At 50.5% G+C, this 14,657-nt stretch carries 9 protein-coding genes and 2 pseudogenes; 9 read left to right on the top strand and 2 right to left on the bottom strand.

Annotated elements, in window-relative coordinates:
• Positions 1-42 precede the first annotated feature (42 nt).
• From AC50Y3_RS21005 to AC50Y3_RS20990, 4 genes and pseudogenes are all read left to right on the top strand, one after another.
• Entirely contained in the window at positions 43-840 is a 798-nt protein-coding gene (locus AC50Y3_RS21005) for a glycosyltransferase family 2 protein (RefSeq protein WP_494820673.1), read from the top strand.
• An 827-nt stretch (positions 841-1,667) separates the two neighbouring features.
• Positions 1,668-3,239, top strand: a complete 1,572-nt coding sequence (locus AC50Y3_RS21000; protein WP_494820672.1) for an ABC-F family ATP-binding cassette domain-containing protein — start codon at positions 1,668-1,670, stop codon at positions 3,237-3,239.
• A gap of 65 nt (positions 3,240-3,304) precedes the next feature.
• Positions 3,305-3,686: pseudogene (locus tag AC50Y3_RS20995) on the top strand (GNAT family N-acetyltransferase).
• A 336-nt stretch (positions 3,687-4,022) separates the two neighbouring features.
• The gene (locus AC50Y3_RS20990; protein ID WP_494820671.1) at positions 4,023-6,503 is read left to right on the top strand and encodes a carbohydrate-binding protein; all 2,481 of its coding nucleotides are present in this window, start codon (positions 4,023-4,025) and stop codon (positions 6,501-6,503) included.
• A 111-nt stretch (positions 6,504-6,614) separates the two neighbouring features.
• Here the strand turns inward: AC50Y3_RS20990 and AC50Y3_RS20985 are convergent.
• Together AC50Y3_RS20985 and AC50Y3_RS20980 are read right to left on the bottom strand one after the other, a co-directional pair.
• A pseudogene (locus AC50Y3_RS20985) lies at positions 6,615-6,881 on the bottom strand (transposase); the annotation flags it as partial.
• Between the two features lie 431 nt (positions 6,882-7,312).
• Positions 7,313-7,741: a hypothetical protein gene (locus AC50Y3_RS20980; RefSeq protein ID WP_494820670.1), complete on the bottom strand. Its 429-nt coding sequence runs from the start codon at positions 7,739-7,741 to the stop codon at positions 7,313-7,315.
• Between the two features lie 169 nt (positions 7,742-7,910).
• On the opposite strand from AC50Y3_RS20980, the gene AC50Y3_RS20975 reads away from it, so the two are divergent.
• From AC50Y3_RS20975 to AC50Y3_RS20955, 5 genes are all read left to right on the top strand, one after another.
• The gene (locus AC50Y3_RS20975) at positions 7,911-8,819 is read left to right on the top strand and encodes a YfiT family bacillithiol transferase (protein ID WP_494820669.1); all 909 of its coding nucleotides are present in this window, start codon (positions 7,911-7,913) and stop codon (positions 8,817-8,819) included.
• 138 nt (positions 8,820-8,957) lie between these two features.
• Positions 8,958-10,730 (top strand): cache domain-containing sensor histidine kinase, encoded by a 1,773-nt coding sequence (locus tag AC50Y3_RS20970; protein ID WP_494820668.1) that lies wholly within the window; start codon positions 8,958-8,960, stop codon positions 10,728-10,730.
• A gap of 39 nt (positions 10,731-10,769) precedes the next feature.
• Positions 10,770-12,380 carry a response regulator transcription factor gene (locus AC50Y3_RS20965; protein WP_494820713.1) on the top strand — a complete coding sequence of 537 codons (1,611 nt, stop codon included), beginning with the start codon at positions 10,770-10,772 and terminating at the stop codon, positions 12,378-12,380.
• Positions 12,381-12,611: 231 nt separating this feature from the next.
• Positions 12,612-13,604 carry an ABC transporter permease gene (locus tag AC50Y3_RS20960; protein ID WP_494820667.1) on the top strand — a complete coding sequence of 331 codons (993 nt, stop codon included), beginning with the start codon at positions 12,612-12,614 and terminating at the stop codon, positions 13,602-13,604.
• Positions 13,605-13,619: 15 nt separating this feature from the next.
• Complete coding sequence (locus AC50Y3_RS20955) at positions 13,620-14,549, top strand: carbohydrate ABC transporter permease (RefSeq protein ID WP_494820666.1); 930 nt, start codon at positions 13,620-13,622, stop codon at positions 14,547-14,549.
• Positions 14,550-14,657 lie beyond the last annotated feature (108 nt).

Here is a 14,657-nt window from a genome sequence, read left to right as displayed (position 1 = left end):
TGAAGTATGACAACAGAGAAGAAGCAGCAGGAGGCAGGTAGGATGGGAAACCCGAGGGTGAGTATCGTCATCCCCTTTTATAACGACCCCTATGTGACGGAAGCCATCGAGAGTGCGCTCGCGCAAACCTATGACAATATCGAAATTATTGTCGTGGATGACGGCTCAACGAAGCATGCAGAGAAGCTGCGTCCGTATGAGGGACGAATTCATTATGCCGGAAAAGTGAACGGCGGCACAGCAAGCGCGCTGAACGCGGGGTTCCGCCTAGCCAGCGGCAAGTATGTAGCATGGCTCAGCTCCGATGATCGCTTCTATCCAAACAAAATCAAACGCCAAGTCGAGGCGATGGAAGAGCAGGAAGCGCTCATCAGCCATACCGGCTTCGACATCATCGACGGCCGCGGCAAAATGACGGAGCTCGACCTCATTCCGCCCGGCTACGAGAACGGCGCGTTCTATCGCGCGCTTCAAACGAGCAACCCAATTAACGGCTGCACGGTCATGATGAGCAAAGCGCTCTATCGGATTACCGGCCCGTTCCATGAGGGGCTGAAGTATACGCATGATCTCGATTACTGGTACCGCGTGCTGCTGACCGGCATTCCGTTTCTGCTCATCCCCGAACCGCTCAGCGCGTATCGCCGCCACGAGGAAATGGGGACTGTCCGCCACCGAGACGCGATTGCCATTGAGGTGAAGTCAACGTTCGCCCAATACGAGAAACGTTGGCGCGCCTATATTACGCAGCTCGGCTTCGGCCCTCCTCGAACCGTGAAGACGCCGGCTTCGGTCAATCGCACAAGGACGAATCAGAAGCGCAAGTCGGCTCGCGGCTAGAGCGTACCGCCAAAGGACATTGGCAGATCCACAAATTTAATGAAACTAAACTGCCGTGATTGCCGTGATCCGCACTCGTTATAACTCAGCCGCCGCTGAATGATTCCGCAGCAGATTGCTTTTCACTCTAACGAACCCCAGAGGTCTTATTTGAGCGAAATAAGACGATTTGAAAATCTAACGAACCCTACAGGACTTATTTCATGTTTTCATGCTCTTTTTCGTTCCAATTACCCTCAATAGCGCCTCTATGGTTCGTTAGAATAAATTTCGGGTTATTTTCCGGTAAATAAGGGCTCTACGGTTCGTTAGCGTGTTTAACGGGCTAGTCGCTCAAGCTCGGCGTCAAGAAAATGCTGCACGAATCGCAACATTTTCTAGTGGAATCGATCCCAACCGAGCAAATGTTGTCGTAAATGCAACGTTTGCTTACCAAACAGGGCTTTACCACTCCTTGCGGGGAGAAATGTTGCACACCGCGCAACATTTCTCCTAGAATGAGGGCCAAAACCAACAAATGTTGTATATTTAGCAGCATTCTCTTCAGCAGCGCAAAAACAGAGGCAGTGACGAGGTTATAGTGACTTCGCCGCTGTTTTTTTGTTGGCGGTCTTTGTTTCTCTAGCCAGTTGCTTCGGCGTGTTTTTGATTTATCGCAAGAGTAAAGCTAGATTCTGGTGTCTGTCTATGGCTCATGTTGGTGTGCCCGTGTGGCTCCTACAGCATGTAGGTCATGCAGGCTCGACCGTTGTGAGGGTTTCGAGTTAATTCCTAGCCAACAAGTGGTATAATCACCTAAGACGGACGGAAGCAGAAGGGGCATTGTCATGAGCGTAATACGATTGGAAGATGTAACGAAGAAATACGAAGAGACGCTGATCTTTCGCAATATTTATTTTAAAGTGACGCAAGGCGAACGAATCGGCCTGATTGGGCGCAATGGTGCCGGGAAGTCGACGGTATTCAAGCTCATTATGGGGCAAGAAGAGCCTACATCCGGGAATGTGGAAATAGCGCCGCAGGTTAGAATCGGGTACTTCTCGCAATTTTCCGAAATGCACGGCAGCTTGTCTGTGCAGCAGGAACTGGAGAACTGCTTCGAGCAAGTTGCGCTGATCGAGCGTGAGCTGCAGGAGGTAGGCGAAAAGCTGGGTTTTGTCACCGATGACGGCGAAATGGAGCGGCTGCTTGCCAGACAGGCGGAGCTGTTCGAGCAAATGGAGCATCTGGATGGCTGGAACGTGTCCGTTGAAATCAACACGGTGCTGACGAAGCTTGGATTTAATGACAGATCGCGTCATCAGCCGGTTGATGAGCTGTCCGGAGGCTGGCGAAACCGTGCGGCACTGGCCAAAATGCTGATCGAGCTGCCTGACGTTGTTCTGCTCGACGAGCCGACGAATTACTTGGATATGGAAGGGATCGCGTGGCTGGAGCAGTGGCTGTACCGCTTCAAAGGCGCGATGATTCTCGTATCGCATGACAGGCAATTTATCGATAAAGTGGTGACGCGTACGATTGAGATTGAAAACTATCATTTTCAGGAATACGAAGGCAACTACACCGATTACATCCGCAAGAAGAAGATGCGCAAGAAGGAGCTCGACCGCCAGTTCGAGTGGGAGGAAGAACTGCTCCTTATGGAATCCGAAGCAATCGACAGCCGTGCAAGCCGCAAATCGTCCAAGGATCGCCTCTCCCGTCAGTTGGCGGATAATAAGAAGCGAATCGAACCGCATCCGGTTAACGTGCTGATTACGGATATCTATGAGAAGCTGCGTTTTCCGGACAAGCTGTGCGAAGTGAAGAATATCAGTCAATCCTATGAGGGACGGCAGATTTTCGAGCAGGTCAGCTTCGATATTCAGAAGGAAGATCGGCTGGTCATCGTTGGCCCTAACGGAAGCGGGAAGTCGACGATGATTAAGGTGCTCACAGGTCAGGAGAAGCCTGAATCCGGGGAGGTAACCTGGGAGAAGGGCGTCAGCTACGCGTACTTCAACCGCATGTGGGAGGAGCTTGATCCGAAGGATACGGTTAGCCATGCCGTGAACACCTATGGTTTGGGCTTGGATGCACCGCGCAAGAAAGTAAACAAATTCCTCTCTATGCTGCAGTTTTCGGAGATGGATTTAAGCAAGTTCATTGGCAATTTATCCGGTGGACAGAAAGCCCGTGTTGCGCTGGCCAAATGTCTGCTCTCGGGAGCAGCCGTCATTATCTTGGATGAGCCGACGAACCATCTGGACCTGACGAGCATTCAGGTTATGGAGCAGGCGTTGATCCATTTCCCGGGGGCTGTCATAACCGTCAGCCATGACCGGTTCTTTATCGATAAGATCGGCACGAAAATGCTGACCTTCGACCCGGCAGCGGGAATAAGCATACAGAATCTTTAGTCATAGGGAGGCCGGACACTCGATGAAGTGCTTCCGGCCTTCCTATTTAGAGGGAGCGTATCGCAATGAAATTATCCATCTCAACAGAGTCGAGTGCAGTTGACAAAAGCTATGTTAGATGCCAAATGGCCGCGTTTAATCAGAAGCATTTTCCACAGGACCGACGGTCACATTTATGGCGGCTTAGTCGGTGAGATATGCTGGAATTGGCTGGAGGTCCACTACCTGTATGTAGATGAGAAGCTGCGACATGGCGGCTACGGGACGAAGCTGCTTGCCAGGGAGAAGAAGTGCGATTTCAGCAAACTGGATACATTAAGCTTCCAAGCGCTGGACTTCTACAAGAAACAGGGGTATGAAACTTATGGAGTAATACCGAATGCAGGCGGCTTTGAACATTATTATTTGAAGAAGGACCTTATCTCAATAAACCAGGTGTCCCCTTAGGAGGTATCCGGTTTTGCGTTTGCTAGGATCTCTATGACGCTACTGGTAACTCGGTGGTAGGTTGTCTAGGAAGATGTCTTAGAGGAAGTTAATATTTTGCTAATAACATGTCTGAATTTTACTTAGTTCACTATGGTACCTTTAGGATGTTGGACTTTGATAGGCCTGATTTCCTCTCGCAGTTTCATGAAAGCGCTTCAGTTTCGAAGTCAACGACATCCAGATTCATCTTACCTAATCCTAATCCGTTCGTGATGGAGGTGGTGCAGAGAAATGTGATCGGCTTTGCAATGAAACGTGGGGTAGTGAAAACATGTGAAAAGGAGAGATGCAGCGATGTTCAGAAGAAAGTGGAAGCAAGGTATCTATGGTGCCATGGCATTTACGCTCATTGCCAGCGGTTTGCTCGTGAATGAAGGGAAATCCGAAGCGGCACCGATTCCCGAAACGGTAACGTACAGCGCATTTTCCTCCTTCGGTACATCGCAAGGCGTGGGCAATTGGTTCAATATGAAGAAGACAGGAAGCACGTATTCGTATCTCAGTGTCTATGATGCTATTGCACCGGCTAAGTGGAAAGAAACCTCCGGTTATCCGTACGTGAGGGACTCCTTCTTCCATCCGGAGACAACCTATGATGCGGTGAAGAAATGGGTTGCGCCGCAGGCAGGCAATGTCGACATTACGGGCAATGTGCTCAAGGTCAATGCCAGCAGTAACGGCGTTGTGGCGAAGATTTTCAAAAATACGACGCAGCTCTGGAGCGCTACTGTGACGCCGTCAGCCGATGTCACGCCAAGCGGGGTATCGAACATTCACGTGGAGGCTGGGGATGCGCTGTATTTTGTCATCAATGCGAATGGCAATATGAACTTTGATGAAACGAATTGGTCGCCGGTCGTGACGATGACCACGGCAATCAAGATCGAAGCGGAGAGCTACAACGCGATGTCCGGCGTTACACCGGCGACGACCCCGGATACAGGCGGCGGCCAGCAAGTAGGCAGCTTCGATACGAATGATTATATGGTGTACAACAACGTGAATTTAAGCGGCGGCTATAAGACGCTTGAAGCTCGCGTTGCGGCAACGGCTACAGGCGGCAAATTCGAGGTTCGGCTCGACAGCCTGACTGGACCGGTAATTAACACGTTTACAGTGGCCAACACGGATAGCTGGAATACGTTCGAGACACAAACTTGGCCGATCACGGGCACTGCTACAGGCACGCACAATCTCTATGTGAAAGGAATATTGGGTTCCGGTATCGCGAATATCAACTGGATCCGGCTGACGAACAACAATTCGCGCGGCGCAACGATGCCATTCACAACCTACGAAGCGGAAAATGGTACACTTGGCGGCGGAGCGACTACGAATAATGATACGGCGATGAAGAAAGAAGCGGCTTCCGGCAAAAGCTATGTGCACCTCGACGCTACAGGCGAGTCTGTACAGTGGACGAATGTTCGCGATGCGAACCGGATGATTCTGCGATACAGCATTCCTCAGAATACGAGCGGGACACTGGCACTCTATGTCAACGGCGTGAAGCGACAAGACTTATCGCTCACCTCTACGTTCAATTATGATACAGCGCCGGGGAACTCGTATGTACGCAGCTTTGATGATAAGGATTTTGCAGTCGATATCAATGCAGGAGATACAATTAAGCTGCAAAAGGATTCCGGAAACGGACTCGCTTGGTACGGGATCGATCTGATTGATCTGGAGACGGCGGCGGCACCGATTGCGATGCCGGCGAACTATATCTCGGTCAAATCGGCGCCATACAATGCGGTTGGCAATGGAATCGCCGATGATACAGCAGCCATTCAAAGTGCGGTTAACGCCGCGGCTTCGGCCGGCAAGAACGTCTGGTTCCCTCCAGGGACGTACAACCAAAGCGATAAAATCGCTGTTCCTTCAGGCGTAAGCGTGAAAGGCGCAGGCATCTGGTATTCCCATTTGCACAGCACGATTACGAATGGAATTTGGGGCGGCGAAGTAGGATTCACGCTGAATAATAACACGACGATCTCAGATCTTCGCATTAGCAGCGTGGATACGCAGCGGGATGCGCATTATGGCATCATCGTGCTTACGAATCCCGGCACGGGCTCCAACAATGTGCTGCAGAATCTATGGGCAGAGCATATGGGCTGCTTGGAAGGCTGGACGGATTGGTCGAACTCGACCATTCAGAATGTGCGGCTGTACAATACGTACTTCGACGGCATTCATTGGGGAGATGACGGGAACTCCGGCAACCTGGCGCAGAATAACTTCATGCGTGGACTAGGCGATGATGGCGTCGCGCAGGTGAATCTGATGAACTTCCCGGGCGTCGCGCAGAATAACGTGGGGCAGTTCAACACGATTATCGCCAGCTACTGGGGACGCGGCATGTCCGATGTTGGCGGCAACAGCTTGATCTTCCGCGATAACTACATCGACAGCACCTTCAACGCGGGCATGATTGTCACGACGGAGCCGGTTGAGCCGACGAAACCTTCGTATACGATCAGCGGCCTCAAATTCCAACGGAACACGATTAACAAAGCGGGTCATACCGGTCACAACCATGCGGGCATTCAGTTCTGGCTCTATGTGAATCCGATGCTCAATGTGCGAATCGAGCTCAACACCATTACAAACGGCGAGACGGAAGGCATTCATATCGACAACACGACTTACGGAGACAGCGGCGGTCGGACGCAGTTCAACTTTAACGTTGCCTCCGGCAATGCGCTGCCGAACTATACGAACGCGAATCCGTTAGTAGTGCCGGTGTTGAACGGGAATACAGGGTTCTAGAAATCTGAAGCTATTGCAGCGATAGGTAACATAAAGAAGAGGCTGTCTCAAAAGGGGGCTTCAGATAGGTGTTCAAGCCCTCAGAGGCAATTTTCAGATGAAAAAATGGCGTCATAGGTCTCCTACCTGTGGCGCCATTTCTCGTCTTCGGTCAACTGCGGCTTTCTTCAGCAAATTATGGGGCAAGCGAAAGCCACCTGACCTCTAAGCTTACTTTTTGCAAGCCTCGAAGCAGGAACCTTCGAAATCCTCGGTTGTTTTTGATTTGCCAAATAGGCTTTCCGGTTCATACATGCGCCGAACGGACAGTGCGTAGCCTCCTTCACTTTTCAATCGCTCTCTTGCGACCTGTTTATGGCGCTGATACTCCATACTTATAACTTGGCGAGGGGGCTGCTATGTGACCGGTCGCCACCGGTAACGCAGGATTAGATTTTGTCGCTAACGAATCGTAGGGGGCTTATTTGCTACAAAAAACCCGGTTTGAAATTCTAACGAATCCTACAGGCCTTATTGGCTCCAAAACCCGTGCATTTCTGCTTAATTCCGCTAAATAAGGCCTCTGTGGTTCGTTAGAATTTTAGAGGTGCTCAATTCTCCAAAATCAGACCTCCACGATTCGTTAGAGCGGCGAAGGTTGGAGAGAAGCCTTAACCTATTCATTCAGGGGAAAACAGGAACAACAGCGATCGGAAGAACATTCGACTGCGCAATGAATGCGGCAAAACCAATTCCTATTAAGAGAAAAAGGGACTATCCCTTCGTCATCATCGATGACTTTTGGGACAGCCCCTTTCCTTTGCCTTTCATTACCCGAAATAAGCGGAAGCGTTCAAGTTCTCCGGACCGACGCGGGCGATTCCTTCCGAGCGGGCGATTGCGAATAACGTGTAGGGCTGAAGCCCCGATGCAGGCGCAGGGATATTATAATCGGATGCAGAGAATCCAACCGTGTGTATGCCGGAATCGAATAAATGCTGCGATTTGTAGATAAGCGAATCGTCGATCGTAAGACCTCTTACCATGTAAAGCTCAAGTAGGAAACCTTGCGGAAAATCCGTAGGAAGCGCGACGCCCGCCATCCCCGTCAATTGAACCCGGATAATTCCCGGGGTATCGTGTGGAATGTTCAGTCCTACCTGTCCAACGATGACAGGGGCATCGAGCGGGAAACTATCAAACTCCGTGAGAACGACGGGAATATTGCTGGATGTTCGCGCATCGATAAGTTGTCCCATAGCAGCACCTACTCCTTTTCTACCAAGTTATGCAGCATCGCTAGAAATGGAAAGGGACATGTGTCAGCAGGATCGTGAAAAGGATTCATTTTATCGTTTCTCGAATATAGTTGAGATGCTTATGGCGGTGATAGAATAATGAAGCTCAGGAAAGGCGGTAACCAAACCGATGAACGACATTCGTTTCCCGATCGGACAGTTTCAAGCGGCGCCGATGACTACACATGAAGAACGAGCAGCCCTCATGAAGGAGATTCCCAGCATTACCGTGGCGTTGAGGAAGCTGGTTCGCAGCCTCGGTTCGGAGCAGCTAGACACTCCTTATCGCGATGGCGGCTGGTCTGCCAGACAGATCGTACATCATCTGGCCGACAATGATATGAATGCGTATTTGCGGTTCAAGCGGGCATTGACGGAGGAAGAGCCGCTCGGGGCAACATACCGGGAGGATTTATGGGCAGAACTGCATGATTATAGAGAGGTTCCGATCGAGGATGCATTAGACTTGCTAGAGATCCTTCATCGGCGGTTTGCGACTTTACTTCAAGGGTTGAACCCGGAGCAATTCAGCAGAAAGCTGCGAACACTGGCGCTTGGCAGTATCACGCTGGATACAGCGCTGCAGCGGTTTGTCTGGCATAATCGCCATCATGCGGCGCAGATCGAATCGCTATGGTATCGCTTGAACTGGAGCGGGTCAGCGGCGATCTGTTTCAATGCTTCCGGCCAGCTCCTCATGGTGCTGCAAGGGAAACCGCATGAGGAGAAAAGATGGTCTGTCCCGTCAGGCGGGCGGGAGGCGGATGAATCCTATGAGGACTGCTGCATTCGCGAGGTTTTCGAGGAAACGGGCTATCGCATTCAATTGGGGGAACAGCTCCTATTGAAACATGACAGAATCGCCTATTTCCACGGAGATATTATCGGCGGCGAGCGCCGTATCCAAGATCCGGACGGGTTGATTTATGATATCGCATGGAAGTCGGCCGACGAGGTGAGGGAGCTGGCGTTATCTTTCGAAGAGGATCGTGAGCTGCTTGTTAAATTAATAGAGGAGCGAAACGGCGTAGGAATCTAGAACTAGCCTTGCACCATCTTTCCAATAGGTAGATAGAGGGGGGAGCATCGTAAGCGGCCGGGATATTTTGTTGCCGCTTTCATTCGTGTAAGGTATGCTGGGAGTGGATTGAATGCTATCACGTGAGGGTGGAATCTTATGCCATTTTGGCAATCCGTTCGGTTCAAGATCGTATTCGGCTTTCTCCTCATGACTGCACCTATGGTGCTCTTCCTAGTCTACAATAATATCTATGCGACTAAAGTCGTGCGTGAGCAAATCTCGCTGCACTATAATAATTTGATGGAGCAGCAGGTGCAAAATAACGACGCGATCCTGCAGGAAACGATGCGTTATTTGTACCGGATGCAGGGCGACCCGAACATTCAATCGCTGCAGCAGCTGTCGCTGGCCGAAGATGACTCGGATTATACGATGGTGAAGATGGAGCTGACCAGACGGTTCCTGCTCGATACCGGCTACTACAATAAAGTGGATACCTTCTTCGTCTATTCCCGCAAGGACGACGATATGTTTTTTGCTACGCAATACAGCTTCCACTTCGCGGAAGTGCAGTCCGCCCTGCAGGACTATACCACGAAACTAGCCTCCAAAGCTTTACCGGAAGAGACGCAGCGCTGGGAGCGTTTCTCCATTCCGAACGACACCAATTATCTCATCAAAACCGTCGATCTGGGCTCAGGCGTCTATATTGGCGCACTCGTACAGGTCGATCGATTAAATGAGGTCTTAAGCAAATTTGACGTTGGACCCGATGGCGCTGCGTTCGTCGTGGATCCGGCGGGCAATCCGTTAACGAACTCCCCTTTGCCTGTCGTACAGGAATCCATCGTGCAGATGGATATTGTGGAGATGACCAAGCAGAACAGAACGACTTGGAACCAGAATCATTTTCTCGTTATCACACAGCCTTCCGCCATTTCGGATATCCACTATATGATCGTGATTCCGGAAACTTATATTTTGAAGAACCTTCCTTATTTCCAAAAGATGCTCTACATCTGGATTCCGCTCACGGTAGCCATTGTCTTATCCTTCTATTTGCTATTCCTCCAGCGTGTGATGTTTAAGCCGCTGGTTGCACTCGTACGCGGCATGCGCAAGCTGGGCCAGGGCCAGTTCAACGTAAGGATGCCGGTGAACACGGATAACAGTGAATTTGCGTTCATGTCAGGGACGTTCAACCAAATGGCTGAGCAAATCGAGAAGCTGAAGATCGACGTTTACGAGGAGCAGATACGTGTCCAGAAGGCGGAGTACAAGCATCTGCAGATCCAGATCAATCCTCATTTCTATATGAACAGTTTGAATATTATTTATAATTTGGCCGCCTTGAAGGACTACAAGCTGGTTCAGAAAATGAGCCTGCACCTAGCGGATTACTTCCGCTTCGTGATGCTAGGCCATCGCGCCGTAGTTTCGCTCGAGGATGAAATTCGGCATATCGAGCATTATCTGGAAATCCAGAAAATCCGGTATGTGGCGAAGCTGGAGTATGAAATCCAAATGATGCCCGAGCATGCACCGGTGCCGATTGCTCCTTTATTGCTGCAGCCTTTCGTCGAGAACTCGGTCATTCATGGTTTTAATAAAAAAGTTCAGGATGGGCTGCCTTTCCGCATTGGCATTTACTCGGAACAGGATGAGGAGGACGCGGGCAGGTTCATTAAGCTGACGGTCATCGACAATGGTCCGGGATTCCCCGAGTCGATTCTGGAGGGGCTGCAAACCGGTGTGGAACTTGAAGGAGCCGGCGAGTATCACTTAGGCATCTGGAACATTCTGCGTCGATTCCGCATGTTATACGGCAATGATGGCGGCATCACATTCATGAACGGAAAGCTGGGAGGGGCCATCGTGCAGATGCGTCTTCCCATAGAGAGACCAAATACGTTCGAAGGCCATGAATAACGGTCAGACATACGATGGAGGGCGATAATAGTGGTGAGCATGCTCGTTGTAGATGATGAGATCTATGCACTGAAAGGAATCGCGCAAGGTATCGATTGGAGTGACTTACCCGTTCAGTCCATCTGGGAGGCCGAAGATGTGACGCAATCGATCCGAGTGCTGGAGGAGCATCCCGTGGATTTGGTGATATCCGATATCGAAATGCCCGGTATGAATGGACTTGAGCTTCTCCGCTGGATTCGAGACAACAAGCCGCAGACGCTGACGATATTCCTCACGGGGCATGCGAGGTTCGATTATGCGCAGGAGGCGATGCATAACGGCTGCTTTGACTACATTCTGAAGCCGGTCGATCACGATGATCTGAAGGCGATTGTGAAACGCGCGATCACGGAGATCGGGATGCGAAGGGAACGGCTGCAAATCGAAGAGTTGGTGGATGCGAACCGCAGACAATGGACGAGCCAGCTTCCGATATTGATAGAGCGTTTCTGGCAAGAGCTGCTGGCTGGTCGAGTGAGGCTCTCCCCGGAACGACTAGATCGCCAATTGGAGTCCTATCAAATCCCACTATCTGCGAGCAGCAAGGTTCTTCCGGTTCTGCTTAGTATCGAGCAATGGGATATTGAGCTGGATGCTCATGATGAGAGCATCATGGAGTATGCGCTGCGCAAATCAGCTGCGGAGATCATCCTGGGGAACGGGCCGGGCACGGTGCTGCAGGACCGAAATGAGCTCAATATGGCGCTGCTCTATCTAAATGACAGCGAGATAGCCGATCGAGATAGACTGCTTCGGAGATGTGCCGAGTATGTGCAGGCTTGCCAAACCTATTTTCACTGCCGAGTCTCCTGTTATGTGGGGGAGCCGGCAGCTATTGGCGGATTAGCCGGCGCACTCGAACGATTGCTGCAATTGGAACGAGCCAATGTATCCGCGCCGCAGTCTGTACAGGATGCGTCAGCACAAGCGGGGTTGGAAGCGGTCGGTACGGATACCGGAATCCCGATTCCTTCTTTTACCGATTGGGGGGCGCTTCTTGATAATGGCGGATATGAACAGCTTATCATCCAATTGGAAGAGACGTTAAGGCGCTGGCAGGCCGAACAAGCCAGTCGTGAAGCACTGGAGCTGTTTCATTATGGTTTCCTAAACATGCTGTATCGCGCAGCTTATCTCAAAGGCTTCTCGATCTATGATGTGTTTACGGTCCAGGAATTGAAGGAGATCCAGGCCGCCCGTAACTCTCTGCAGCTGATGGTTTCGGCTGGAAGAATGGTAACCAAGATGGGACAAGCACTGGCAGAGCGTCCGCGTGATGCATCCGCCGTCATTGCGAAGGTGAAGTCATTCATTCAGGAGCATGTACATACGGAACTGACGCGCGACGATATAGCCGCGCACGTCTATCGTAATCCGGCCTATTTATCACGCCTATTCCGCAAAGAGACAGGGCTCTCCTTGTCGGACTACATGACGGAGCTGCGCATCGAACGAGCGAAGCGATTTCTGGTCGATACGAACGATAAAGTAAGCAACATTGCAGAGGAAGTCGGCTATGTCCATTTTTCTTATTTTGCCAAGCTGTTCAAGAAGATGACCGGATTATCTCCGCAAGATTACCGCAAGAAACATCAAAACCTCCGCTAAACGTCTAGCCCCCGCAATTCTATTCCCCAATGTCACCAAAGTGCTATGTGCGTCATCTCAGTAGATAGATGGAGTCGGTATCCAGCCTATACAATAAGTGTACAAGAGAAGAAGAAACAGCCGTCGCCGTCTTCCGGAGGCGCGGTAAGTTTCTTCCCATAGACTTACTTTATAGAAATGGAGGGAAAACCTTCTAAATGCTATAAAGTGGACGAAAGGATGGTTATGGGGATGACTCCTTCAACGGAAGCCGCGGAAGTCGTAGCGAAGGCGAAGGCGCCTAAAACACGAACCAAGCAAAATATCGGCTATTGGAAAAGATACGGAGCTTTCTATATTATGATGGCTCCCGCGCTGCTCGTGTTGTTGATGAACAATTACCTTCCGATGATCGGCTCTTTAATCGCTTTTAAGCAAATTGAGTATACGTCAACGAGCTTCATCAAGAGCTTCCTGGAGAGCAAATGGGTCGGCATGGAAAACTTCAATTATCTGTTCAGCACGACCGACGCTTGGACCATCACCCGCAACACGCTGGCCTATAACGCGGTATTTATCGTCTTGAACCTGGTGATCGGAGTTACACTGGCGCTCCTCTTCAATGCTATGCGAAACCGCCGGTTGGCGAAGATCCACCAAACGGCCATGTTCCTGCCTTACTTTCTGTCGATGGTCGTTATCTCTTATCTTGTATACGCTTTCTTAAATCCGGATATCGGAATTCTCAACAAAATCGTGCTCCCTGCGTTTGGGATAGAGCCTGTAGATTGGTATACGGAGTCCAAGTGGTGGCCTTTCATTCTGCCCATCATTAACACCTGGAAAGGGATTGGCTATTACGCAGTCATCTTCCTTGCGGCCATTATTGGGATCGATAACGAGTATTATGAAGCGGCGACGATCGACGGTGCTTCCAAATGGCGTCAGATCTTCAGTATTACGCTCCCGTTGATCAGGCCGGTCATTATCATTCTCACCTTCCTGCAGATTGGACGTATTTTCTACTCGGATTTCGGGTTGTTCTTCCAAGTCACTCGAAATTCAGGCATTCTCTACGACACGACGCTCGTCATTGATACTTACGTGTACCAAGGATTTATCGTGAGCGGGGATATCGGGATGTCTTCTGCGGCCGGCTTGTACCAAGCGGTTGTTGGATTCGTACTGGTGCTGCTATCAAATCTGGTTATTCGTCGGATCAGCAGAGACGATGCCTTGTTCTAAGGGGGAATCATGTGAATGGCAACGACGATTGTGACCAAACGGAAAAAGGGACTTCATGAAATATCAAACCTTTCGAATTTCTTTATCAACGGATTCTTCTGGATTTACACGCTGATATGCGTTCTGCCGCTGCTGCTCGTCATTGCCGTTTCCTTCTCCGATGAGAACTTGGTTCTCGTTAATGGCTATAAGTTCTGGCCGGAGAAGTTCAGTGCATCGGCCTATGATTTTCTGCTGAGCGATTGGCAGAGCATCGTCAGATCGTATGGCACTTCGTTATTCGTTACGGTGGTCGGCACATTGATTGCGATCACGATGATGTCGCTGTTTGCGTATCCGATCTCAAGACCGGATTTCAAGCATCGCAAAGCATTTTCCTTCATCATGTTTTTTACTCTTCTCTTCAATAGCGGACTGGTACCCTTCTATTTACTGTATGCACAAGGGCTCCACATGAGGGATAACATCTGGGCGCTCATGATTCCAATGTTCGTTCAGCCGTTCTTCGTACTCGTGCTGCGTACCTTCTTTACGAACTCGGTTCCACCTGCTCTCCTCGAATCGGCCAAGATTGACGGCTCAGGCGAGTGGCGGATATTTGCTCAAATCGTACTCCCGCTCTCCTTACCCGTATTGGCGACGGTTGGCTTGTTCTGTACGCTGAGCTATTGGAATGATTGGTTCCTAAGCCTGCTGTTCATCAATCATGACACCTTGTACACGATCCAGTTCCGTATGTATCAGGCGCTGCTGGATATCACCTTCTTAAGCGCCAATTCGTCGGCCTACTCGGCCATTCTGGCTCAAAATCCGGACTACCAGCTGCCTACAGAGACAGTGACGATGGCGATGGCGGTGGTCGGAATTGGTCCGATCGTGTTTGCTTATCCGTTCTTCCAGCGGTACTTCATCAAGGGCTTGACCGTTGGAGCGATTAAGGGATAGGCGAGGAGAGAAGGCAGAAATGCAGGTATGCAGCAAGCGGTTCATTTCTTTTGGCTCGTTCCGGTTTAGCCGGTTGAGTATACAGCGCACTTAATCTTATAAGGGAGG

This window comes from Paenibacillus sp. J22R98 (assembly GCF_059383835.1).
The sequence above is the reverse complement of the archived record's forward strand: the minus strand, read 5'-3'. Positions and strand labels throughout refer to the sequence as shown.